This is a genomic window from Stutzerimonas stutzeri, assembly GCF_038561965.1.
In the GTDB taxonomy this organism is placed as follows: Bacteria; Pseudomonadota; Gammaproteobacteria; order Pseudomonadales; family Pseudomonadaceae; genus Stutzerimonas; species Stutzerimonas stutzeri_AA.
Genome location: NZ_CP139348.1, coordinates 2,420,677 through 2,445,943, shown reverse-complemented (window position 1 = coordinate 2,445,943; position 25,267 = coordinate 2,420,677). Strand labels below are relative to the sequence as shown.

Genomic DNA, 25,267 nt, shown 5'->3' with positions numbered 1-25,267 from the left:
TATCTCCTGTCATTGATGCTCGGCCAACTAGAACGGTCGACTTTGGCCGCGCAAACGGGTTCCGACGAGATGACGGGCGGCTCTACCGCCTGGGGTTTTGGGGGTTAGGCCGGAGCGATTCACGACCGGGATCAGCAGGCAGAGCATGGCGGTGAGGACGGAATTAGGTGGGGCTGCTGCGCGGGCTCGATTCGCGGCCAAGACCGCTCCCACGTCACCGAAGCGATGAGCTGGCGGCTGTCCCGCCCAGATCCAATGGTTCGGTTCCCACGCTCCCGCGTGGGAACCCCACCTGGGGGGCTTCGCGCCTGCGACGCGGAGCATCTCCAGACAACGCTCCCATGCAGAGCGAGTCAGCCGTCCGCCCGTAGTTGCTCGAGCATGTCGCGACCAAGCCGTTGGCGAGTACTGCCATATTCCGCCCAGGGATCAGTGCCGCGCTCGCCCAGATACGCCCTGACGTTGTCCAGCCGCCACTGGTCCGCTCCGTCGAGCTGACGCACCTCATCCAGACTCACAGGCAGTGATACCCCTAGTCCCGGCCGCGCACGCACGGAATAAGCTGCCACGGTACTGGCGCCACGCTGGTTGCGCAGGTAGTCGACAAAGATGCGCCCGACCCGGTTCTGCGCGCCCATCTTGCAGGCGATTCGCTCCGGGTTCTGCCGGCCGAGACGCTGGGTCACGCCCTGGGCGAAGCTACGCGCGCAGTCCCAGTCGTGGCGCCGCTCGATCGGTACGACAACATGCATGCCTCGGCCGCCGCTGGTCTTGAGAAATGCCTGCAGCCCAAGCTCTTCGAGCAGCGCCAGGGTCAGTTCGGTGGCCTCGACCATGCGCGACCAGGGCAGCGCAGGGTCCGGATCGAGGTCGAAAATCACCCGGTCCGGCCGTTCGATGCGGTCGCTGCGTGCATTCCAGGTGTGAAATTCCACGGTTCCCATCTGCGCGGCTTCGATGACCGCCGTGATGTCGTCCGCCTGGATCAGCCGTGCATGTTTCGGGTCCAGATCCTTCGGTAACGTGCGCATGTGCGGCATCTTCAGCCGGCCGCAATGACGCTGGAAGAAGCTCTCACCGCCAATGCCTTCCGGCGCGCGAACAATTGACAGCGGCCGCCCCGTCAGATGCGGCATCAGCCAGTCGGCCACCGCCAGGTAATACTCGGCCACTTCGACCTTGGTGGTGCCGCTGGCCTCATCGATCACCCGCTGCGGGTTGCTTATGCCGATGCCGCCAACCAGCGGCCGATCGACGCTCTTGCGCTTTGCTGGCATGAGGACCTCGATCAGCCGGCTTTCTTGCTGGATTTGCTAGCCGCAGCCGGCGCCTTGCGCGTGCTCGAAGATGCGGTCGATTTGCTGGTCTTGGCCTTGCTCGTCGTCTTCGGCTTGGCCGGTGCCTTTTCCGACGTGTCGTCCGCCTCGTCGTCATCGCTGGCCGCACGCGACTTGCCCGGCTTGCCGGCGAGGCTGCGCTTGAGCAGTTCGGTAAGGTCGATGACATCCGCCGAACGACGGTCCACTGCTTCTTCCGGTCCGCCGACCGCTTCCAGCTTGCCTTCGCGAGCCTTCTTCTCGACCAGGTCCATGATCTGATCCTGGAAAGTGTCCTTGTACTGTTCCGGCTTCCATTTCTCGGTCATGTCTTCGACCAGCCGCTTGGCCATATCCAGTTCTCGGTCGGCCAGATCCGGATCGAGCGCCTCGTCCTTCAGCTCCAGGTACTCGATGCCGCGCACTTCGTCGGCCCAGCGCAGGGTGTTCATCACCAGCGCCTTGCCCAGCGGCATCACCACCGCCAGATGCTGCTTGTTGCGTAGCACCACGTTGGCGATGCCGACCTTGCCAGTCTGGATCAGTGTCTCGCGCAGCAGTGCATAAACCTTTTCACCGCGCCGGTCCGGCGTCAGGTAGTACGGCGTGTCGATGTAGAGAAAGGAGATGTCCTTGGCGTCGACGAAGGCGACGATATCGACGGTTTGGGTGGCCTTGGGGTGCGCTGACTTGATCTCGTCATCGCTGATCACCACGTAGTGACCCTTCTCGTACTCGACGCCCTTGACGATGTTTTCGCTCTGAATATCGTCGCCAGTAGTCTTGTTGATGCGCTTGTAGCCGACCCGGTCCATGCTGCGTTTGTCCAGCCAGTCGAAGTCGATGCCCTGGCGGGAGGTAGCCGGCACCAGAGCTACCGGGATATGTACCAGTCCGAAACTGACAGCGCCTTTCCAGATCGTGCGTGGCATGGTCGTTCTCCAAGCGTTGATGTGGCCGGGCCATTCGCTGGCCCGGCAATGGGTCAGCCGTTGACCACGGTGCCACCGTTGACGTGGATGACCTGTCCGCTGACGTAGGCCGCATCGCTGCTCGCCAGGTAGACGTAGGCAGGCGCTACTTCCTCCGGCTGGCCGGGTCGCTTGAGCGGCACATTGCCGCCGAATTCAGCCACCTTGTCTGCATCGAACGTGGACGGAATCAATGGCGTCCAGATAGGGCCGGGGGCCACGGAATTGACCCGGATGCCGCGCTCGGCCAGGCCCATGGACAACGATCGGGTAAAGGCAACGATGGCGCCCTTGGTCGAGGAGTAGTCGATCAGCATCGGGTTGCCCTTGTAGGCGGTCACCGAACTCGTATTGATGATGGCAGCGCCTTCCTTCAGATGCGGCAACGCCACCTGAGTCATCTGGAACATGCCGAAAACGTTGGTGCGGAAGGTCTTTTCCCACTGCTCCGGTGGAATGTCCTCGAAGCGGTCTCGCGGATGCTGTTCGGCGGCGTTGTTGACCAGAACGTCGAGCTGGCCGAATTGCGCCAGTGTCTCGTCGACGACTTTGCGGCAGACGTCGCGGTCGGCCACATCGCCAGCGAACGTCAGGCAACGGCGGCCGTACTGCTCGACGACCTTGCGGGTTTCCTCGGCGTCCTGATGCTGGTCGAGGTAGAGAATCGCCACGTCGGCGCCTTCACGGGCGAACAGCACCGCCACCGAACGGCCGATGCCGCTGTCACCACCGGTGATGATGGCGGTCTTGCCTTCGAGCTTGCCTGCGGCCTTGTAGTCTTCGCCGCGATATTCCGGGCGCGGATTCATCAGCCCTTCCTTGCCCGGTTCGGGTTGCTCCTGAGGGGGCTGGATCTGGTTTTCGTTGGCCATGAAAAATCCTCCGTCAAGGTTGTGAGCCTGTCTTCGGAGGACTGGAACGGCGGGAGAAAAGTTTCTGTGGGGCGATGAGAGGGCCCCGTGCAGGGCCCTTGCTGGGTCAGTTCAGGGTCAGTACGACGCGACCGCGGGGTACGCCGCTTTCGACATACTGGTGAGCCTCAACCGCCTGTTCGAACGGAAACTGGCGATCGACCTGCGGGCGGACCAAGCGGTCGGCGGTGAGCTGGTTGATATGTTGCAGCGCGCGCTCAACCGCTTCGCGGTTCTGCTCGATGCCAAGTTCCGGCTGCCCGGTGAAGTCGCACAAGCAATGCAGAAAAAACTTGAAGTTCTTCTTGAACGCCGCGCAAACCGGTAGCGCCGTCTCGTTGCCGCCGTTCATGCCGTAGAGGATCAGCTTGCCCAGCGGCGCCATCACGTCTCCGAGCAGCTTCATCTGGGAGCCGCCGCAGGCATCGAGCACCACGTCTACACCACGGCCTGCAGTCACCTTTTGCAGGCGGCCGACCAAGTCTTCCTCTTCGGTGACGATTACCGTCTCGGCACCCAGCTCGCGTAAATAGTCGCGGTCCGCTGCGGTGTCGCAGGTGGCAATCACCCGTCCGCTCAGCGCCTTGGCCAACTGTACCGCCGCCGGCCCGGTGCAGTGCGCGGCCTGGTTGATCAGCACGTACTGGCCCGGCTCCAGCTGCGCCAGTTCGACCAGCGCGAAGTAGCTGACCAGCATCGGCGTGTAATGGATTGCCGCCTCGCTGGCGTCGAGCATATCCGGGTAGTGCACCAGCGCCTGTTGCGGCAGCAATGCGTGTTCGGCATAGAGCGGATATTGATTGAGGTCGTGGGCCGGAAAGCCTGCTACCTGATCGCCGACGCTGAAGCCCTGAACGCCCTCGCCCACTGCCAGCACCTCGCCCGCCACTTCGCTGCCGAGCCCGGCAGGCAGGCGGGCGTGCCGTGGCGCAAGATCCTGGCGCCAGAGCACGTCATTCCAGCTAACACCGATGGCGCGAACGCCGATCAGTACCTCGCCTGGGCCGGCAACCGGCACCGCGCGCTCCTCGTGGCGCAACACGTCGGCCGGACCGAACTGATGAAAACGGATGATGCGGGACATTTCGACCCCTCACTTACTACTGTGCAAATGGACTCTATCGTCAGTATCGTCACAACTCCAGCCGACGACGTGGATTCCCATCGATAGTCCCCATGCGCCGTAATGATGGAGCCGCGTATGTATCTTCGCCAGTGCATTGCAGCTTTGTGCATTTTGAAAGCGGGATCGGGCATGCCGTTGTCAGCCGAAGCTGTCTAGAATGCCAATACCTCCAGTGCTGGACGCCTCTTGTTCCGGCCGCAGGCTCGACGTGAACCAGTATGAATCGCAACGACCTTCGCCGTGTTGACCTCAATCTGCTGATCGTATTCGAAACGCTGATGCACGAGCGCAGCGTGACGCGTGCTGCGGAAAAACTCTTTCTCGGCCAGCCGGCGATCAGTGCGGCGCTGGCGCGATTGCGCACGCTGTTCGACGATCCGCTGTTCGTCCGTACCGGCCGCAGCATGGAGCCCACCGCCCGCGCGCTGGAAATAGCGCAGTTGTTATCGCCAGCGCTGGATTCCATTTCCACTGCGGTGAGCCGTGCCTCGACCTTCGACCCCGCCACCAGTACTCAGGTGTTTCGCATCGGCCTGACCGATGAGGTCGAGTTCGCCCTGCTGCCGCCGTTGCTGCGCCGCCTGCGCGCCGAGGCGCCGGATGTGGTGCTGGTGGTGCGCCGAGCCAACTATCTGCTGATGCCCGGCCTGCTGGCCTCCGGCGAGATCTCCGTGGGCGTCTGCTACACCGAGGAGCTGCCGGCCAATTCCAAACGCAAGGTGCTGCGCCGGCCCAAGCCGATGCTGCTGCGCGCCGACAGCATTCCCGGCCGCCTGAGCATGGAGGACTACTGCAGCCGTCCGCATGCCATGGTTTCGTTCGCTGGCGATCTCAATGGCTACATCGACGAGGAACTGGCCCTGCACGGCTGCAAACGCAAGGTGGTGCTGGCGGTGCCGCAGTTCAATGGCCTGGCCAGCCTGCTCGCCGGCACCGACATCGTCGCCACCGTCCCGGATTACGCCGCAGCCGCGCTGGCGGCCAATGGCGGCGTACGTGCCGAGCCGCTGCCATTCCAGACCAGCCAGGACTTCGAACTGTCCATGGCCTGGCGCGGAGCCCAGGACAACGACCCCGCCGAGCGCTGGCTGCGTTCGCGTATCCAGATGTTCGTCGGCGATCCAGATAGTCTCTGAGGGCCTTTGCCCAATGTCCCCTAGCTTCATCCCGGCGAGCGCCGTGATTCCCTTGGTGAGCTAAGCCCGCGCTACAAAAGCCTGTTCGCTGCCGTTGTCTGTGAAACCTCTACGGCACACAGCGCCGTATTTGAAGCGCTTGCTAGGGGAGCAGGACCACCAACCATCATCCTCCCCGTAAGGTGAGCTTCAGCCCACCAAGCGCGCATCAAGTGAACACCACGGTGGGCTCGGATTAACGCGGACCTCGCCCATCGTCGATACCGAATACGCAAACATCATCGCCAATGATATTCACCTTCGCCTCATTCGATTTCTGCTGATCAACTTGACCGAGCAGACTCCTGCCATCAACAAATCCGACTTGCGGAGTCAAGCATGGAACGTTCGTTCAGCGCCTTGCGTTTTCCCCTTATTGCCCTGACGGTGCTAATCACCGCCGCCTGTGGCAAGGCACCGGAGGCCACTCAATCGGGAATGCCACCGCCCGCCGTCAGCGTCGCGGAGGTCATCGAACAGCAGGTGACTGAGTGGGACGAGCTCACCGGTCGCCTGGAAGCGCCCCAGTCGGTCGAGATTCGCCCACGCGTGTCCGGCTTCATCGACAAGGTAGCCTTCGAGGAAGGCGCACTGGTCAACAAAGGCGACCTGCTATTCCAGATCGACCCGCGCCCGTTCCAGGCTGAGGTCAAGCGTTTGCAGGCCCAGCTGCAACAGGCCCGTGCCATCCAGCAGCGCACGGTGGCCGAAGCCGAACGCGGCGAACGGTTACGGCAGAAAAATGCAATTTCAGCAGAACTGGCCGATGCCCGCGTCAGTGCGGCCAGCGAAGCCCGTTCGGCGACGGCGGCGATCCAGGCGCAGCTGGACCGCGCTCAACTGGACCTCTCCTTCACCCGCGTGACCGCACCCATTGACGGCCGCGTAGGCCGTGCGCTGATTACCTCCGGCAACCTGGTCAACGCTGGCGAGGCGCTGCTTACCACGCTGGTCTCCACCGACAAGGTGTATGCCTATTTCGAAGCGGACGAGCGTACCTACCTGAAATACCGTGAGCTGGCGCGAAATGGCGACCGTGGCGAGACGACGCCTGTCTACCTCGGCCTGTCCAGCGAAGACGGCCACCCGCATCAGGGCCGCATGGACTTCGTCGACAACCAGGTCGACCCACGTACCGGCACCATCCGTGGCCGCGCTGTGTTCGACAACCGTGACGGCAGCTTCACCCCCGGCCTGTACGCCCGGCTCAAGCTGGTCGGCAGCGCCACCTACGACGCCGTGCTGATCAAGGACGTCGCCGTCGGTACGGATCTGGGCAAGAAGTTCGTTCTGGTACTGGCCGAAGACGGCACTGTCGCCTACCGCCCGGTCGAGCTCGGTCCCAAGCTCGAGGGGCTGCGCATCGTGCGCAGCGGCCTGGCCAAGGGCGAAAGCATCGTAGTCAACGGCCTGCAACGGGTACGGCCGGGTAGCTCGGTGCAACCGGAGTCGGTACCGATGGCCGACGCCGAAACCCTCGCCACGTTGCGCCAGCAGAACCGTGCAATCAGCGAAGCGATGAAACCGCAGGTCGTCGAACGTGCGGTGGCCCAGCGCCCGAGCAGCTAAGCATTACCCCGCACCTGCCTTGAACTCCGGCGCGCCAGCCGCGCCAATCCGATCGATCCGCCAGGGTGCCAGACGCGCGCCCTACCCCGGAGTGCGCCATGAATTTCTCGCAATTCTTCATCAAACGGCCGATTTTCGCCGCCGTGCTGTCGCTGGTGATCCTCATCGGCGGGGCCATCTCGCTGTTCCAGCTGCCCATCAGCGAATACCCCGAAGTCGTTCCGCCCACCGTGGTGGTGCGTGCCAACTTCCCCGGCGCCAACCCCAAGGTGATCGGCGAAACCGTGGCTTCACCGCTGGAACAGGCCATCACCGGCGTCGAGGGCATGCTCTATATGTCGTCCCAGGCGACTGCCGACGGCAAGCTGACCCTGACCATCACCTTTGGCCTGGGCACTGATCTGGACAATGCCCAGGTGCAGGTGCAGAACCGCGTCACGCGCACCATGCCGACCTTGCCCACCGAGGTGCAGCGCCTCGGCGTGACCGTCGACAAAGCGTCGCCGGACCTAACCATGGTGGTGCACCTGACCTCGCCGGATCAGCGCTACGACATGCTCTACCTGTCCAACTACGCCGCGCTCAACGTCAAGGACGAGCTGGCGCGGCTGGACGGCATCGGTGATGTGCAGCTGTTCGGCATGGGCGATTACTCCCTGCGCGTCTGGCTCGACCCGGAGAAGGTCGCGTCGCGCAACCTCACCGCGTCGGACGTGGTCAATGCGATCCGCGAGCAGAATCGCCAGGTCGCCGCGGGTTCGCTGGGCGCTCCGCCAGCACCCGGTGCGACGGACTTCCAGCTGTCGATCAATACCCAGGGCCGGCTGGTCACCGAGGAGGAATTCGAAAGCATCATCATCCGCGCTGGTGAAGACGGCTCGATCACCCGCCTGCGAGACATCGCCCGCGTCGAGCTGGGTTCCAGTCAGTACGCGCTGCGTTCGCTGCTGAACAACCAGCCCGCAGTGGCCATTCCGGTGTTCCAGCGGCCGGGTTCGAACGCCATCGAAATCTCCGACTCGGTGCGCGCGCGCATGGCCGAGCTGAAACGCGATTTCCCGGAAGGCGTGGATTACGAGATCGTCTACGACCCGACCATCTTCGTGCGTGGCTCCATCGAAGCCGTGGTGCATACCCTGCTCGAGGCCATCGTGCTGGTAGTGCTGGTGGTCATCCTGTTCCTGCAGACCTGGCGCGCCTCGATCATCCCGCTGGCCGCCGTGCCGGTGTCGCTGATCGGCACCTTCGCGGTCATGCACATGCTCGGTTTCTCGCTGAACGCGCTGTCGCTGTTCGGCCTGGTATTGGCAATCGGCATCGTGGTGGACGACGCCATCGTCGTGGTGGAAAACGTCGAGCGCAACATCGGCCTCGGCAAGTCTCCGGAGGAAGCGACCCGCCAGGCCATGAAGGAAGTGACCGGGCCGATCATCGCCACGGCCCTCGTACTCTGCGCAGTGTTCATCCCGACCGCGTTCATTTCGGGCCTCACCGGGCAGTTCTACCAGCAGTTCGCGCTGACCATCGCCATCTCCACCGTGATCTCGGCGTTCAACTCGCTGACTCTTTCGCCGGCGTTGGCCGCTGCGCTCCTCAGGTCGCACGACGCGCCAAAAGATGGCTTCTCGCGTCTGCTTGATCGAATCTTCGGCGGCTGGCTGTTCGCGCCGTTCAACCGCATGTTCGATCGCGCCAGCCACGGCTATGTCGGCCTGGTGCGGCGCATCCTGCGTGGCACCGGCATCGCGCTGGTGGTTTATGTCGGCCTGGTCGGCCTCGGCTACATGGGTTTCGCCAGCACGCCGACCGGCTTCGTGCCGCCGCAAGACAAACAGTATCTGGTCGCATTTGCCCAGCTGCCGGACGCCGCCACGCTGGACCGCACCGAGGATGTGATCAAGAAAATGTCCGAAATCGCCGGCAAACACCCAGGCGTGGAAAACACCATTGCCTTTCCGGGGCTGTCGATCAACGGCTTCACCAACAGCCCGAATAGCGGCATCGTCTTCGTCGCCCTGAAGGACTTCGGCCTGCGCAAGGACGAAAGCATGTCCGCCGGGGCAATAGCCGCCGAGCTCAACGGTCAGTTCAGCGGTATTCAGGAAGCCTATCTCGCGATCTTCCCGCCGCCGCCCGTACAAGGGCTGGGCACCATCGGCGGCTTCCGCGTGCAGGTGCAGGATCGTGGCAACCTCGGCTACGAAGAGCTCTACAACCAGGTGCAAAACGTCATCGCCAAGAGCGCGGACTATCCCGAACTGGCCGGCCTGTTCACCAGCTACCAGGTCAACGTGCCGCAGGTGGATGCCGATATCGACCGCGAGAAGGCCAAGACCCATGGCGTGCCGATCGACGAGATCTTCGACACCATGCAGGTCTACCTCGGCTCGCTGTACGCCAACGACTTCAACCGCTTCGGCCGTACCTACCAGGTCAATGTTCAGGCGGACCAGAAGTTCCGCCTGGCACCCGAGCAGATCGGCCAGCTGAAGGTGCGCAACAACCGCGGCGAAATGGTCCCGCTGTCGACCTTCGTCAATGTCACCGACAGCGCCGGTCCGGACCGGGTGATGCATTACAACGGCTTCCTCACTGCCGAAATCAACGGCGCAGCCGCACCGGGCTATAGCTCCGGCCAAGCCGAGGCGGCCATGGAGCGCCTGCTCAAGGCTGAGTTGCCGAACGGCATGAGCTACGAATGGACCGAGCTGACCTACCAGCAGATTCTCGCCGGCAATACCGCGATATTCGTATTCCCGCTCTGCGTGCTGCTGGCCTTCCTGGTGCTGGCTGCACAGTACGAGAGCTGGAGTCTGCCGCTGGCGGTGATCCTGATCGTGCCGATGACGCTGCTTTCGGCCATCACCGGGGTGATCCTGGCCGGTAGCGACAACAACGTGTTCACCCAGATCGGCCTGATCGTGCTGGTCGGTCTGGCGTGCAAGAACGCCATCCTCATCGTCGAGTTCGCCAAGGACAAGCAGGAAGAAGGCATGGACCGGCTGGCCGCGATTCTGGAAGCCTGCCGCCTGCGTTTGCGACCAATCCTGATGACCAGCTTCGCGTTCATCATGGGCGTGGTGCCGCTGGTGCTCTCCAGCGGAGCCGGCGCCGAGATGCGCCATGCCATGGGTGTCGCGGTATTCAGTGGCATGCTCGGTGTGACCTTCTTCGGTCTGCTGCTGACCCCGGTGTTCTATCTGGTGATTCGCGCCTTCGTCGAGAAGCGCGAAGCCCGCAAGGCGGTTTACAAGGAGGTTCAGGCATGAAGTTCTTCGCCCTTTCCTTGCTCTCTCTGGCACTGAGCGCTTGTGCGGTCGGCCCGGATTACCGGGCGCCGCAACCTGAACCGGCAAGCATCGGCCTTGCAGCCACTGACGAATACGACCGCTCGCGCTTCGAAGCAACCTGGTGGCATCAGTTCGAAGACCCGACGCTGGATGCCCTGGTCGGCGAAGCCCTGGCCGAGAACCGCGAACTGCGCATCGCCTATGCACGTCTGCGTGCGGCGCGGGCGATCCGTGACGACGTCAGCAATGATCGACTGCCCACAGTCACCGCCGGTGCCAGCGCTGACATCGGCAAGGCACAACAGCCTGGCTTCAGCGAGCGGCGCGTCAATACCGAGCGCTACGACCTCGGCTTGGATATGGCGTGGGAACTCGACCTCTTCGGCCGGATTCAACGACGTCTGGAAGCCAGCGAAGCACAGGCCGATGCCGTCGAGGCCGAGCTCTACCAGCTACAGGTCAGCCTGATTGCCGAGCTAGTGGACGCCTACGGCCAGCTGCGCGGCGCGCAGCTGCGCGAACGCATAGCCCGCGACAACCTGGCCAATCAGCGCAACTCCCATGAGCTGACCGAACAGTTACGCGAAGTGGGCGTCGGCAGCGAACTGGATGTGCTGCGCGCCGATGCGCGGCTGGCCGCTACCGAATCGAGCCTGCCGCAGTTGCAGGCGCAGCAGGCGCGCGCGCGTAACCGCATCGCAACCCTGCTCGGCCAGCGTGCGGACCAGCTTAGCGTCGACCTTTCGCCACGTGACTTGCCGGCTATCGCCAAGGCCTTGCCGATTGGTGACCCGGGCGAACTGCTGCGCAGGCGGCCGGATATTCGCGCCGCGGAACGCCAGCTGGCGGCCGCTACGGCAGATGTCGGCGTGGCTACTGCCGATCTGTTTCCGCGGGTCAGCCTGTCCGGATTCCTTGGTTTTATCGCCGGGCGCGGTTCGCAGATCGGTTCCAGCGCCGCGCAGGCCTGGGGCGTTGCGCCAAGCATCAGCTGGGCCGCGTTCGACCTGGGCAGTGTGCGGGCCCGTCTGCGCGGCGCCGAAGCCGATGCCGATGCGGCGTTGGCCAGCTATGAGCAACAGGTCCTGCTGGCACTGGAAGAGTCGGAGAATGCCTTCAGCGATTACGCCAATGCCCAGCAGCGCTTGCTCTCGCTGCTGCGTCAGTCCACGGCCAGTCGGGCCGCAGCGCAGCAGGCGGAAATCCGCTATCGCGAAGGCACCGCCGATTTCCTCGTGCTGCTGGACGCCGAACGCGAACGCCTTACCGCCGAGGATGCCCAGGCGCAAGCCGAGGTCGAGCTCTATCGCGGCGTGGTCGCGGTATACAAGGCGCTTGGTGGCGGATGGGAGGTTAGCGATCAATCACTGCAGTCTAGGGCTGTGGATCAGGCACCCGCGGAGGGACAGCAGGCAAAACTGTGACACGGTGCCGCTCCCGTCGGGTTGGTTGGGGAAAGCGCTTTCAGTCGTCACCTATCTTTGGCATAAGGAGCGGCTGAAAGCCTAGACGCGTCCTAGCGGTCGGTCCGCATGGATGCACTGCCAACCAACCAGAATAAAGAGTCTTTCATGAAGCCGATCATTACTCTTGCCGGGCTCTTGCTGGCGGTCGCCAGCGCTTGTGCCCAGGCAGAGCCCATCGTCATCAAGTTTTCCCACGTAGTGGCCGACGACACACCCAAGGGCAAGGGTGCGCTGATGTTCAAGCGCCTCGCAGAAGAGCGAATGCCTGGTCAGGTACGCGTCGAGGTCTATCCCAACTCGACGCTGTTCGGCGATGCCACTGAGCTGGAGGCGCTGCGCAACGACGAAGTCCAGCTGCTGGCACCGTCGCTGGCCAAGTTCGAGCAGTACACCAAACAGCTACAGGTGTTCGACCTGCCATTCCTGTTCGACGATATCGAGGCGGTCAATCGCTTTCAGAAACGCACCAAGGGCAAGCAGCTGCTGCGTTCGATGGAAGACAAGAACATCACCGGTCTTGCTTATTGGCACAACGGCATGAAGCAGCTATCGGCAACGCGCATGCTGCGCCAGCCGAGCGACGCTGCGGGCCTGAGCTTCAGAATCCAGCCTTCGGCCGTGCTCGAGGCGCAGTTCGGTGCCGTTGGCGCGTCGACCCAGAAGATCCCCTTCGCCGATGCTTACGACGCCCTGCGCGCCGGCACCGTGCAAGGTGCCGAGAACCCCTGGTCGAACATCTACAGCAAGAAGATGCACACCGTGCAGCCCTACATCGTCGAGACCGATCACGGTGTGCTCGACTACATGGTGGTAAGCAATACGCGCTTCTGGATGAGCATGCCGCACAAGGTCCGTTTCGAGCTTGAAGCGATCCTTGATGAAGTCAGCTTCATGGTGAATCGCGAGGCCGAAGAACTGAACAGGGCCGACCGCGAGCGGATTCGCCAGGCCGGCACCTCGGAAATCGCCACGCTGACGCCGGAAGAGCGCGAACGCTGGCGTGAAGCGATGCGCCCGGTATGGCAACAGTTCGAGCCAATTATAGGTGCGGACATCATCAAGGCTGCCGAAACGGTCAACCGCAAACAGCGCAACTGACCTACGAAGTGATGTCGCTAAAGCCCCGCCAATCAGGCGGGGCTTTTTATTGGGCGGCGAAAGGCGGTAACGCTCAGGGCGCGGTGGGTGTCGCCGAAAGCGTTGGCTGTTGCTCCAGCTGCACACTGTCCCAGCCACCGCCCAGCGCGGCGATCAGCAGCACACTGGCGGTGAGCCGATTGCCGAGCAACGTCAGGTTGGTCCGTTGGTTGTTCAAAGCAGTGGTCTGTACCGTCACCACGCTGAGGAAGTCCACGGTACCCGCCCGATACTGGTTCTCGATCAGACGCAGCGATTCCTGCGCGGCCTCGAGCGCCTCACGCTGAACCACCGCCTCCTCTTCCAGCACACGCAGCTGCACCAGGTAATCCTCGACCTCGCGGAAGCTGTTCAGCACCGTCTGCCGATAGTTCGCCACGGTCTGGTCATAACTGGCTTCGACGCGCTCCAGTTCGGCACGCCGTCCTCCGAAATCGAGCAGTGTCAGCGCGAGTTGCGGGCCAAGCGACCAGAACCGATTGGGCACGCTGAACAGGTCGCTGAAGCTGCTGTTGCGATAGCCGCCGCTGGCTGAAAGTGTCAGGTCCGGATACCAGGCAGCCTCGGCCACACCGATGTTGGCATTCGCCGCGATAACCTGGCGCTCGGCAGAGGCGATATCCGGCCGGCGTTCCAGTAATTGCGATGGCACGGCGAGCGGTACTGCCGGCAATGGCGGAATGTCGTCGCGTGCGGCGATGCCCAGTTCCGATGGCGCCACGCCAACAAGCACCGCAATCGCGTGCTCCATCTGCGCCCGTTGCCAGCGAAGGTCGATGGCCTGTGCCTGAGTGCTCTTGAGCTGGGTCTGCGCCTGGCTGACGTCGGACCTGGGCACGATGCCGGCGCGGTATTGGTTTTCGGTCAGGCGCAGCGAACGTGCATAGGCTTCGACCGTCTGATCGAGCAGCCGCTGGTGTTCGTCGATCACCCGCAGCTGTAGATAGGTCTGTACCAGTTCCGCTTGCAGGCTGAGCCGAGCGGCAGCGAGGTCGGCGGCGCTGGCCTGCATGGTGGCGCGATTGGCTTCCAGATTGCGACGCAGACGACCCCACACATCGGCCTGCCAGGACGCGCTCAGGCCTGCCTCGTAGCTTTCACCCACTCCGCCATTGAACGCAGTACCGGTGCTGTTGGTGCTACCGCTGCCCTGAGCCGAACGACTAACGCCAGCGCTGCCGGACAGCACCGGAAACAGCTGCGATCGCGCGCCGCGGACCAACGCCCGCGCCTGGCGGAACTGCGCCTCGGCCGCAGCGATGTTCTGGTTGGAGACATTCAGCCGGGCCACCAGGGCATCGAGTTCGGCATCGCCGTACAGCCGCCACCACTCGCCGCGTTGCAGCACATCGGCTGGCGCAGCCTGTTTCCAACCTTCGGCCTGCTTGAATTCGCTGGCTACCGTCAGGTCCGGCCTTTGATAGTTGGGGCCCAGCGTGCAGGCTCCCAATGACAGGGCGAGCACGGCAACCGCGAGGGGACGCAGGGTATGCTTCAGCGATGAAGGGTTCAGCGACGGCGAATTCATAGCGAGTTTTCCAGGGCGGCATCGGTGCGTACACCGCGCCAGCTGTTAAAACGATGACGCAGGCGGTCCAGGTAGAGGTAAACCACCGGCGTGGTGTAGAGCGTAAGGATCTGGCTCAGCAGCAGCCCGCCAATGATGGTCAGGCCGAGCGGCTGACGCATCTCGGCACCCTCCGCGCCGCCAAGCAGCAACGGTAATGCGCCAAGAATTGCGGCCATGGTGGTCATCAGGATCGGACGGAAGCGCAGCAGGCAGGCACGATGGATCGAGTCGGCCGGCGACAGCTTGTCCTGACGCTCGAACTGCAGGGCCAGGTCGATCATCAGGATCGCGTTTTTCTTTACCACGCCGATCAGCAGAAACAGTCCGAGCAGTGAGATCAGGCTGAACTGGTCACCGGTGAGGATGATTGCCAGCAAGGCGCCCACGCCTGCCGAGGGCAGTGTCGACAGAATCGTCAGCGGGTGGATGTAGCTCTCGTAAAGAATGCCCAGCACGATGTAGACCAGCAGCAAGGCGCCGAGAATCATCAGTGGCTGGCCTTGCTGGGTGCTCTCGAAGGCACTGCCGGTGCCGCCGAGGCGGCCCTGCACCTCACTGGGCATGCCGATGGCCGCCACCGCGCGTTCGATGGCCAGGGTTGCCTGGTCGAGGCTGACGCCGGGCGCGAGATCGAAGTCGATGTTCTCCGCAGCAAACTGGCCATCGTGGCTGACGCGGTCTTCCTCCAGGCTGCGCTCGTAGCGGGCAAATGCGGCCAGCGGCACGCGGCGGCCGTCACTGGTCACCACGTGAATCTGCTCCAGCACCTCCGGGTACTGTGCGTAGCTGGGGTCGATCTCCATCACCACCTGGTACTGGTTGAGCGATTCGTAAATGGTGGAAATCTGCCGCTGACTGAAGGCGTTGTTGAGCAGCGTGGTCACGGTGCTCATGTCGATGCCCAGACGCTTGGCCGCATCGCGATCGATCTTCAGGCTGATCTGCTGCGCGCCCTCGCCATCGTTGGCGTCGATGCTGGTCAGTTCAGGCAGTTCGGACAGCGCCCGGGTCACCTGCGGCACCCAGGTGCGCAGGTCGTTCAGGTCGCTGGCGAGCAATGTATAGGCATAGGCCGAGCTGCTCTGGCGGCCGCCGCCGAACTGCAGATCCTGATCGGCCATGAGGAACATCCGTCCGCCCGGCACCTTCGGCTGCTCCTTGCGAATGCGCTCGATGACTTTCTGTGCCGAGATGCCGCGTTCGCCCAAGGGCTTGAGCCGCACGATCATGAACGCGTTGTTGATGCCGCCCTGCCCGCCGATGAAGCCGGCCACGCTTTCCACCGCCGGATCGGCGAGGACTGCCTTGCGGAAGATCTCCATCTTCGGCTGCATGACCTGGAACGACATGCCGTCGTCACCGCGGATGAAGCCGGTGATCTGACCGGTGTCCTGCTGCGGCAGGAACGTCTTGGGCACCTGCACATAAAGCACCACGTTCAGCGCGATAGTCGCCAGCAGGCTCAGCAGCGTGATGCGACGGTGGCGCAGCGCCCAACTCAGCGATCGGTCGTAGTGGCGCAGCAACCACTGATGGGCGTCGTGGCTCCAACGCTGCAGGCGCCCTTCCTTCTCCGGCTCATGTGGCTTGAGCCAGCGCGCGCAGAGCATTGGCGTGAGCGTCAGCGATACCAGTAGCGAAACCAGGATCGCAGCCGCCAGGGTGATGGAGAATTCGCGGAACAGCCGTTCGACGATTCCCCCCATATAGAGAATCGAGACGAACACCACCACCAACGACAGGTTCATCGACAGCAGCGTGAAGCCGACCTCGCGGGTGCCGACGTAGGCCGCCTTCATCGGCGACATGCCGTCGTCGATATGTCGTGCGATGTTCTCCAGCACCACGATGGCATCGTCCACCACCAGGCCGGCGGCGAGGATCAGCGCCATCAGCGACAGCACGTTGAGCGAGAAGCCGAACATGTACATCACGGCAAAGGTGCCAACCAACGACACCGGCACGGCCAGCGCCGGAATCAGCGCCGTGCGCAGGCGACCGAGAAACAGGAACACCAGCACGATCACCAGGCCCACCGCAATCAGCAGCGTGCGCTCGGCTTCGTGCAGCGTCGCGCGAATCACTGGCGAGCGGTCCATGGCAACGTTCAGATCGACACTGCCCGGCATGATCGCCTGCAGTGATGGCAGTTCGCGGCGGATGCCTTCGATGGTTTCGATGATGTTGGCGCCGGCCTGACGGTTGACGATCAACAGCACGGCCTGTTCGTTATTGAAGAAGCCACTGTTGTAGCGGTCCTCCACCGAATCGCGCACCTTCGCGACATCTCCCAGGCGCAATGCCGCACCGTCCTGGTAGCGGATGATCAGCGGTGTGTAATCGGCCGCCTGGTGCAGCTGGTCATTGGCGCGAACCTGCCAATGGCGGTCCACGTCCTCGACCATACCCTTGGGCCGGCGCACGTTGCTGTTGGCAATGGTTCGGCGCACCTCATCCAGCGACACACCGTACTGTTCGAGTTGTTGCGGTTGCAATTCGACACGCACCGCCGGCAGCGAACTGCCACCGACCTGGATCTCGCCAACGCCGGAAACCTGCGACAGCTTCTGCGCCAGGATGGTCGAGCCAATGTCGTACAGCTCGGCCTTGTCCAGCACCTCGGAGGTCAGCGAGAGCACCATGATCGGTGCCTGCGACGGGTTGATCTTGCGATAGGTAGGCATGCTGCGCATGCCGCTGGGCAGCAGGTTGCGCGCCGCATTGATGGCAGCCTGCACGTCGCGGGCAGCGCCATTGATGTCGCGTTCAAGGTCGAACTGGATGATGATCCGCGTCGAGCCCTGGCTGCTGCGACTGGTCATCTGGCTGACCCCGGCAATGCTGCCCAGCGATCGTTCCAGCGGTGTCGCTACGCTGGAAGCCATGATTTCCGGACTCGCCCCCGGCAGGCTGGCCTGCACGGTGATCACCGGAAAGTCCATGTTCGGCAACGGCGATACCGGTAGCAGGCCGAAGCTGACACCGCCGAGCAACAGAATGGCCAGGCTCAACAGCATGGTTGCCACGGGGCGGGCGATAAAGGGCGCGGAGAGGTTCATGCCTGCCCCCGCGCGATCTCAGGCCGGCTCACGCTTCGGCCTCCTGCAGCGACTCGCGTCGACGACCGAAGCGCTGTCCGAGGCGATCGAAGAACAGGTAGATCACCGGCGTGGTGAACAGCGTCAGCAGCTGGCTGAGCAGCAGACCGCCGACCAGCACCAGGCCCAGCGGCTGACGCAGTTCGGCGCCGGAGCCGGATGCCAGCATCAGCGGAATCGCACCAAACAGCGCCGCCAGGGTGGTCATCAGGATCGGCCGAAAACGCAGCAGCGCCGCCCGGTAGATCGCATCGTGCGGGCTCATGCCCTGCTGCCGCTCGGCCTCCAGGGCGAAGTCGATCATCATGATCGCGTTCTTCTTGACGATGCCGATCAGCAGAATGATGCCGATGATCGCGATCAGGCCAAGGTCGTTGCCGGTCAGCAGCAAGGCGAGCAGCGCCCCAACCGCTGCGGAGGGCAGCGTGGAAAGAATCGTGATCGGATGGATATAGCTCTCGTAGAGCACGCCGAGCACGATGTACATGGTCACCACTGCCGCCAGGATCAGCAGCAGTGTGCTCGACAATGAGGCGCGGAAGGCCTCGGCGGCGCCCTGGAAACGCGTCTGGATGCCAGCCGGCAGGCCGATTTCCTGCTCGACCGCCTCGATCACCTCGACTGCCTTGCCCAGCGACACGCCGGAAGCCAGGTTGAACGACAGCGTCACCGCCGGAAATTGGCCGATGTGATTGATCAGCAGCGGCGCATTGCGCTGCTCCAGCGTCGCCAGGCTCGACAACCGCACCGGCGTACCGCCTGCACTCTGCACGAACAATTGCTCCAGCGCCTGCGGGCCGAGGCGATTGCCTGCTTCCGCCTCCAGCACCACGCGATACTGACTGGCCTGGGTGAAGATGGTGGATATCTGCCGTTGGCCGAAGGCGTCGTACAGCGCATCGGTGATGTCGGCCACCTGAATGCCCAGTCGCGCCGCGGCATCGCGGTCGATGTCCAGGTAGATTTGCAGGCCATTGCTCTGCAGGTCGCTGGCCACATCGGTCAGTTCCGGGCGCTCGCGCAGCGCTTCGACCAGCAGCGGCGTCCATTCCTGCAGCAATTCGCCGTCCGGTGTCTCCAGGCTGAACTGGAACTGCGTGCGGCTGACCCGATCCTCGATGGACAGGTCCTGCACCGGCTGCAGATACAGCTCGATGCCCGGCACCTTGGCCAGTTCCGGTCGCAGACGATCAATGATCTGGCTCGCGGTCAGATCGCGCTCGCCATGGGGCTTGAGGTTGATCAGCAGACGGCCACTGTTGAGCGTGACGTTATCGCCATCCACACCGATGTAGGACGACAGGCTGTCTACCGACGGATCGGCCAGGATCACCCGCGCCAGTGCCTGCTGGCGTTCGCTCATGGCACGGAAGGAAATCGACTGCGGCGCCTCGCTGATGCCTTGGATTACACCGGTGTCCTGCACCGGGAAGAAGCCCTTGGGCACAGCGAGATAGAGCACGACGGTAAGACCCAGGGTAGCGACCGCTACCAGCAGCGTCAGCGTCTGGTGGCGCAGCACCCAGGTCAGCCAGCGCGAGTAGCCGCCAATCAGCCGCTCGACCCAGTCGGGCTTCGCCTCGGCGGCGATCTGCGGCTTGAGCAGCTTGGCACACATCATCGGCGTCAGTGTCAGCGAGACCACCAGCGAGATCAGAATCGCCACGGCGAGGGTAATGGCGAACTCGCGGAACAGCCGGCCGACGACGTCCTGCATGAACAGCAGCGGGATCAGCACGGCGATCAGCGAGAAGGTCAGCGAGATCAGCGTAAAACCGATCTGCCGTGCGCCCTTGAGCGCCGCATTAAGCGGTGTCTCGCCCTCCTCCAAATGCCGCGCGATGTTTTCCAGCATGACGATGGCGTCATCCACCACGAAGCCGGTGGCGATCGTCAGCGCCATCAATGTCAGGTTGTTCAGGGAAAAGCCGCAGACGTACATCACTGCAAAGGTGCCGACCAGCGACAGCGGCACGGCAATCGATGGAATCACCGTGGCGGAGAGCTTCTTGAGGAAGACGAAGGTCACCATCACCACCAGGAAGGTGGCGAGCATCAGCTCATGCTGTACATCGGTAACCGCGGCACGGATGGTCTGTGTGCGGTCGGTAAGGACGACCACATCGAGCCCGGCCGGCATGCTGGCCGTGACTTCCGGTAGCAGCGCCTGGATGCGTTCGACCACGTCGATGACATTGGCGCCCGGTTGGCGTTGGACGTTCAGCAGCACCGCCTGGCTTTCGTTGGCCCAGGCCGCGAGGCGTTCGTTCTCAGCGCCGTCGACGATATCGGCGACATCCTTCAGCCGTAGGGCTGCGCCATCCTGATAGGTCAGGATCAGCTCGGCATACTCCTCCGGCGTCTTCAGCTGGTCATTGGCGTCGAGCATCGACACCCGGGTCGGGCCGTCGAAGTTGCCCTTGGGCTGGTTGACGTTGGAACTGGTGATCAGCGAGCGCACATCGGCCAGCGACAGGCCGTAGGCGGCAAGTGCTTCGGGATTGGTGCGGATGCGCACTGCCGGGCGTTGCCCACCGGCGATGCTGACCATGCCAACGCCGTTGATTTGCGCCAGTTTCTGCGCCATGCGCGTGTCGACCAGATCATGCAGTTTGGGCAGTGGTAGCGAGTCGGACGTTACCGCCAGGGTCAGCACAGGCGTGTCAGCCGGGTTGACCTTGTTGTACACCGGTGGTGCCGGCAGGTCGTTGGGCAGCAGGTTGTTCGCCGCGTTGATCGCCGCCTGCACTTCCTGCTCGGCGACATCCAGCGCCACGTCCAGCGAGAAGCGCAGGGTGATCACCGAGGCGCCGCCGGAGCTGGTGGATGACAGCTGCGCAAGGCCCGGCATCTGCCCGAACTGTCGCTCCAGCGGTGCGGTGACGGCGCTGGTCATGACCTCAGGGCTGGCGCCAGGGTAAAGCGTCATTACCCGGATGGTCGGGTAGTCCACCTGCGGTAGTGCCGCTACCGGCAGCAGCTTGTAGGCGATCAGACCCGCCAGCAGGATCGCGACCATGCTCAGCGTGGTCGCGACCGGCCGCAGGATGAACAACCGGGAGATGTTCATCGCTCCTCGCGCTCCGCAGCCTCGCCACCACCCAATACCGGATTCTCCGCGGCCTGTTCGGCCATGCGACGGCTGCCGACTACCTCGACATCAGCGCCATCACGCAGACGGTCGGTGCCTTCCATTACTACGCGCTCGCCGACCTCCAGCCCTTCGAGCACTACGGTCGTTTCGCCATTGCTTGGCCCTGCCTTGAGCAGGCGCAGCTGCACCTTGTTGTCCTCACCCACCACGTAGGCAAAGGTGCCGCGTGAGCCGAATTGCAGCGCAGCCGAAGGGATCAGCACGGCATCGCTCAGGGTTTCCACGCGCAAGCGAACATTGACGAACTGATTGGGGATCAGCAGCTCGGCCTCATTATCGAAACGCGCCTTCAGCCGCAACGTACCGGTAGTGGCGTCGATCTGGTTGTCGATGCTTTCCAGCACGCCGTCACCGAACATGACCTTTTCACCACGATCCCAGATCTGTACGGCCAGCTTGTCGCCCTGACGGTAGCGGGTCAGAACGGGCAACAGATCGCCTTCAGGAAGCGTGAAGCTGATCGACATCGGCTGCGTCTGGTTAATCACCACCAACGGCGTGGTGTCGTTTGCTGCGACAAGGTTGCCCACATCGAGCTGCCGCAGGCCGACGCGCCCGTCTATGGGCGAGCGAATCTGGGTGAAGTCCAGGTTCAGCCGTGCCTCGTTGACGGTCGCCTGGTTCGCCGCCAGTGTGCCCTGGTACTGGCTGACCAACGCTTCCTGGGTATCTAGGGTCTGCTTGGCGATGCTGTCGTCAGCGTAAAGCCCGCGATAGCGCTCGAAGTCCACCTGGGCGTTCTTCAGTTGGGCACGGTTCTGCTGCAAGGTCCCCTCAGCCTGCTGCAACGCCACTTTGTACGGGCGCGGATCAATCACAGCGAGCAGGTCGCCCTTCTTGACACGCTGGCCCTCCTCGAAACGCAGCTCAACCAGCTCCCCGCCCACACGGCTGCGCAAACTCACGCTATTGAGCGGCGTTACGCTGCCGAGCGCCTTGTTGAACACCTCGAATTCACCCTGCTCCACTTTGGCAACGCGCACGGGAACCGGCCCGCCGAACGCACCGAAGCCTGGTCGGCCACCCGGGCGCTGAGGGGTTTCCTGAGGCGCTGGCCATAGCCACCAGAGCAACAGGCCGATGGCGGCCACGGCAAGAATAAGGAACAGCCAGCGAAAGCTGAAACGAGCGGATTTAGGATGAGCCTCGGACATGAACGGTGTTCGCTTGAAAAGGAGCGTGAACCATAAGCAGTCGCGAACCGCTCGCAAAGTGCCTTTACGGCATTTTTACGTATCGACATGTATGTCGACCCGGATGAATGCTGTCAGCTCGGAACCATGCCGCAGGTCTTAAGTCTATTTACCGTTCTTCCCGCTGCGCCGGGTTTGTGCAGGCAGGAAGAAAAAGCTGTGAGCAGGCCGCGCGGTTTGCCAGCACGTCGAATCGGACATTGTCGTGTCGTTAACCGGCTATCGCATCGATAGCCGCAAAGGATCAAGGAATGAATGTATCGCTGGTCATTCTGGCGCTCACCGTCGCCAGTTTTCTTCTCGGTTTTCTGCGTGACCTGTTCATAGCGCGCTCTTTCGGCCTCAGCTGGGAAGCGGACCTCATTTTCGTAGCCCTGATCCTGCCGCTGTTCTTCGAAAACTTCCTTGGCCTGGCGTTGCGCGACGCGCTGATCCCATACCTGCAGAAGTTGCGCAGCCAATCGCAATCGCTGTTCGAGGCCGTGGCGCGCTGGCTCTACTGGCGCATCATGCTGCTCGGCGGCGCTGCCTGCCTTGTAATACTGCTGACCAGCTACTGGGTACTGAATGCCCTGGCGCCGGGCTGGACACCCGAACAGGTTGCCAACGGCCAGCTGGTCTTTTGCGTCGGCGCGCTGCTTATCGGGGTGCAGGCCGCGCTGTACTGTCAGGGTGCGTTGTTGAACATGGATAACGTGTTCATCCTGCCCATGACCCGTACCCTGCTGCTGAATGCCGGCGCGATCATCGGCATCCTGCTGTTCGAACCCACCGGCATGGCGATCTTCCTTGGCATGCTGCTACCTCAGATCGCCCTGATCGTCTTGCAGCACCGTCGTATCCGCTACCTGCGAGGGGAAGCACAAGCACTGGAGAAAGGCCACGGCAGCCAATTCGGCCTCGCCTTTGCGCCAGTGCTGATGGCCGCCGGTGCCCAGCAAGCCTGCATACTGGCAGAGCGGATGTTCGCCTCGTATCTCGAGGAGGGCAGCATCACCATGCTCTCGTTCGCCTTCCGCATCGTCACAATACCGCTGACGCTGTATGCAATGTCGGTGCTGTCGGTTCTGTTCCCGCAGTTTTCGGCCAGCTGGAACGACCAGGACCATTCCGCCCACGCAGCGGTAATTCGCAAGGGGCTGCTGGCAACGCTTCTCTTTCTGGTGCCGGCGACCGTGGTGCTCTGTTCCTTTCCGGACGCCGTGGTTTCAGTGCTATTGGAGCGTGGCGAGTTCGGCGCCGCCCAAACCCAGGCCACAGCCTCGCTGATGGTCATCTATGCGCTGGGTCTGCCGGCTATGGGCCTCGCCTTGCTCTGGGGGCGCGCGCTGCTCGCGCAGCATCAGGTCCGCCTGTTCCTGGTGATCACACTGATCAGCTCAGCCATGACGATCGGTCTGGATGCTGCACTTTATCGACATTACGGCGCCTCGGGCCTGGCATTGGCCTTCTCCTGTGGTGCTACGTTGCAGGCGCTGTTTATGGGGCTATTCGTCTATCGCGCCTCTCCCAAGGGGGCAGGCGTCGAGGTGTTGGCTCGCTGGCTGACGACGGCGGCCGTAGTGGCCGTTGCGCTGCATTTCGTGCCCCAGCCCCACGGATTGATCGAGTTGTGCCTGTATGTCGGGCTGGTACTCGCAGCGTTTGCCGCCGGCGTGACATTGCTCGGCGAGCGTGACCTGTTCCGACCTCGTTACTGGTCCATGCGCAAGGCTTGAGTGCCGTTAGCGGCCGCATAGAAATCATGCAGAAACAAAAAGGCCGCTAGTCATCCGACAGCGGCCTTTTTCTCGAAAGGGTGACGCTCAGCCGCCGAAGGCGAGCATTCCCATCGTGTTGATGCTCGGCGCTGTCCAGCGGTCGGACTTGCTCTCGACTTCGGTCAAGCGCGGTTTACGCTGATCCATGACGATATCCAGCGCGCGGCTCGGCAGGATGTCGATGTCGTCGAAGGTGATGATCTGACCGGGCTCGACGGCACGCTTGAGGGCGGTCTTGCGCAGCAAGCCGATCGGTACGTGGTCCGGGTGCTGAGCCAGCTTGATAGCCTCGCCACGGAACTGGAAACCACCGATGCCGCGCTCGATCAGTTCGCCCGGTTTCATCGCGCGTTTGGCGATGGCAGCAACACCCAGGGTCGGTTCGGTGGAGTTGTTGAGCAGCACTCCCCCGCCGTTCAGCACGCGGCGCACCGTCTTGCCGACTTCCAGCGAGCACAGGTGGAACGGACGCACCAGCGTGTAGAAGGGGCCGCGACCGAGCTTGAAGTACTCGATGGCGCGCGCCTGATCCTCGTCATGCTTGCCGACCAGGAACACACCACCCGCCGAATAGCCGGATGGAATGACGTAATCGACGATCGGCTGCCCTACCCGCTCGGCCATCATGCCAAGCAGGCTGGCGCTATCGTCCAAGTTGGTCGAAGCCAACCCTTCCATACCTTGACGGGTAATGGTGCCGCCCAGGCCGTTTCCGATGATCACCTGTTCGATCTGCACCTTGGTGCCGTCGGTAAACGAGGTCGTTTGGTCGACGCTGATTCCCTGGCGGTTGGCCCAATAGACCATGTCCTCGGGCGAGGGGTCATGGTTCAGGTAGCCCTTCATGTTGCCGTAGACCAGCGGCTGGAAGCCCATCTGCAGGGCATCTTCTCGCAACGCAGCGAGGGAACCTGGCTGGTCGCCCTCCGCTTCGGTCAGGAACCCTTTACCGGCCAGATACGACCCGGTGGTTACCTGCAGCTCGGCATTGACGGTGACAACCTTCAGCCCGGCCTCGAAGGCACGTTCTACGACAGCTGTGCCGTGGAACACGTCACCGCTGCACTCGACGATGAGGTCGGAGTGATCGATCAACTCATCCAGCGAGTTGGTGAGCACATCCGCTAGCGGAAAGTCAGCCATCGAAGAAAGCGGGCGGCGGGTAAGGACGCGGGAGATTTCCATGTCCGGATAGTGATTTCTGATCAACCGCACAATACCGTGGGCGATCATACCGGTTCCGGAAACACCGATTCTCTTGATCTCTGAAGTAGGCATAAAATGAATCCATTCAATGGGCATCAGCGCTATGACAGCAGCTGCGCGAAAAGATTTTTGAAAAGCTGCCTATTTGCCACTTTTGCAGACTTCTCCACACCCTGAACTCCTGAGACGGGTGGCTAGGTGAAATTAGTTGCCAGCGCGCATTTGTGCTAATTGACGACGACAAGCGGTTGAACGTTTATTGATGGATTTCTGCCGCCAGAAAACGAAACGGCGAGTGCTCCGTAGAGCGCCTCGCCGTTCGGTA

General features: G+C 62.8%; 15 protein-coding genes. 6 read left to right on the top strand and 9 right to left on the bottom strand.

What is annotated here, in order from left to right:
• Positions 1-353: 353 nt before the first annotated feature.
• The 4 genes from ligD to SM130_RS11095 form a co-directional block, all read right to left on the bottom strand.
• Entirely contained in the window at positions 354-1,277 is a 924-nt protein-coding gene (gene ligD / locus SM130_RS11110) for a non-homologous end-joining DNA ligase (protein ID WP_102825967.1), read from the bottom strand.
• Positions 1,278-1,288: 11 nt separating this feature from the next.
• Positions 1,289-2,248, bottom strand: a complete 960-nt coding sequence (locus SM130_RS11105) for a Ku protein (RefSeq protein ID WP_102825968.1) — start codon at positions 2,246-2,248, stop codon at positions 1,289-1,291.
• A 53-nt stretch (positions 2,249-2,301) separates the two neighbouring features.
• On the bottom strand, positions 2,302-3,159 hold the full coding sequence (locus tag SM130_RS11100; RefSeq protein WP_102825969.1) for an SDR family oxidoreductase: 858 nt from the start codon (positions 3,157-3,159) through the stop codon (positions 2,302-2,304).
• Positions 3,160-3,265: 106 nt separating this feature from the next.
• On the bottom strand, positions 3,266-4,282 hold the full coding sequence (locus SM130_RS11095; protein ID WP_102825970.1) for a zinc-dependent alcohol dehydrogenase family protein: 1,017 nt from the start codon (positions 4,280-4,282) through the stop codon (positions 3,266-3,268).
• Positions 4,283-4,542: 260 nt separating this feature from the next.
• Here SM130_RS11095 and SM130_RS11090 point away from each other — a divergent pair, with 260 nt between their 5' ends.
• From SM130_RS11090 to SM130_RS11070, 5 genes are all read left to right on the top strand, one after another.
• A complete protein-coding gene (locus SM130_RS11090) occupies positions 4,543-5,460 on the top strand; it encodes a LysR substrate-binding domain-containing protein (protein ID WP_102825971.1) in 918 nt (305 codons plus the stop codon).
• Positions 5,461-5,838: 378 nt separating this feature from the next.
• Complete coding sequence (mexE, locus tag SM130_RS11085; RefSeq protein WP_102825972.1) at positions 5,839-7,068, top strand: multidrug efflux RND transporter periplasmic adaptor subunit MexE; 1,230 nt, start codon at positions 5,839-5,841, stop codon at positions 7,066-7,068.
• Positions 7,069-7,166: 98 nt separating this feature from the next.
• Complete coding sequence (locus SM130_RS11080) at positions 7,167-10,337, top strand: efflux RND transporter permease subunit (protein ID WP_102825973.1); 3,171 nt, start codon at positions 7,167-7,169, stop codon at positions 10,335-10,337.
• The gene (locus tag SM130_RS11075; protein WP_102825974.1) at positions 10,334-11,782 is read left to right on the top strand and encodes an efflux transporter outer membrane subunit; all 1,449 of its coding nucleotides are present in this window, start codon (positions 10,334-10,336) and stop codon (positions 11,780-11,782) included. The genes SM130_RS11080 and SM130_RS11075 overlap by 4 nt, the downstream gene beginning before the upstream one ends.
• A 147-nt stretch (positions 11,783-11,929) precedes the next feature.
• Complete coding sequence (locus SM130_RS11070) at positions 11,930-12,922, top strand: TRAP transporter substrate-binding protein (protein ID WP_102825975.1); 993 nt, start codon at positions 11,930-11,932, stop codon at positions 12,920-12,922.
• A 73-nt stretch (positions 12,923-12,995) separates the two neighbouring features.
• Here SM130_RS11070 and SM130_RS11065 read toward each other — a convergent pair whose 3' ends face one another.
• From SM130_RS11065 to SM130_RS11050, 4 genes are read right to left on the bottom strand one after another with little or no spacing between them, the layout of a single operon-like run.
• Entirely contained in the window at positions 12,996-14,489 is a 1,494-nt protein-coding gene (locus SM130_RS11065) for an efflux transporter outer membrane subunit (protein ID WP_102825976.1), read from the bottom strand.
• Positions 14,486-17,590, bottom strand: a complete 3,105-nt coding sequence (locus tag SM130_RS11060) for an efflux RND transporter permease subunit (RefSeq protein ID WP_102825977.1) — start codon at positions 17,588-17,590, stop codon at positions 14,486-14,488. Before SM130_RS11060 ends, SM130_RS11065 begins: the two co-directional genes overlap by 4 nt.
• A gap of 28 nt (positions 17,591-17,618) precedes the next feature.
• Positions 17,619-20,699, bottom strand: coding sequence for an MdtB/MuxB family multidrug efflux RND transporter permease subunit (locus tag SM130_RS11055; protein WP_102825978.1), 3,081 nt, complete (start codon positions 20,697-20,699; stop codon positions 17,619-17,621).
• Positions 20,696-21,937, bottom strand: coding sequence for an MdtA/MuxA family multidrug efflux RND transporter periplasmic adaptor subunit (locus SM130_RS11050; protein WP_102825979.1), 1,242 nt, complete (start codon positions 21,935-21,937; stop codon positions 20,696-20,698). Before SM130_RS11050 ends, SM130_RS11055 begins: the two co-directional genes overlap by 4 nt.
• A 290-nt stretch (positions 21,938-22,227) precedes the next feature.
• Between SM130_RS11050 and murJ the strand changes: the two genes are divergently transcribed.
• The gene (gene murJ / locus SM130_RS11045; RefSeq protein ID WP_102825980.1) at positions 22,228-23,694 is read left to right on the top strand and encodes a murein biosynthesis integral membrane protein MurJ; all 1,467 of its coding nucleotides are present in this window, start codon (positions 22,228-22,230) and stop codon (positions 23,692-23,694) included.
• An 87-nt stretch (positions 23,695-23,781) separates the two neighbouring features.
• Here murJ and SM130_RS11040 read toward each other — a convergent pair whose 3' ends face one another.
• Positions 23,782-24,969, bottom strand: coding sequence for an NAD(P)-dependent oxidoreductase (locus tag SM130_RS11040; protein WP_102825981.1), 1,188 nt, complete (start codon positions 24,967-24,969; stop codon positions 23,782-23,784).
• Between the last annotated feature and the right edge of the window lie 298 nt (positions 24,970-25,267).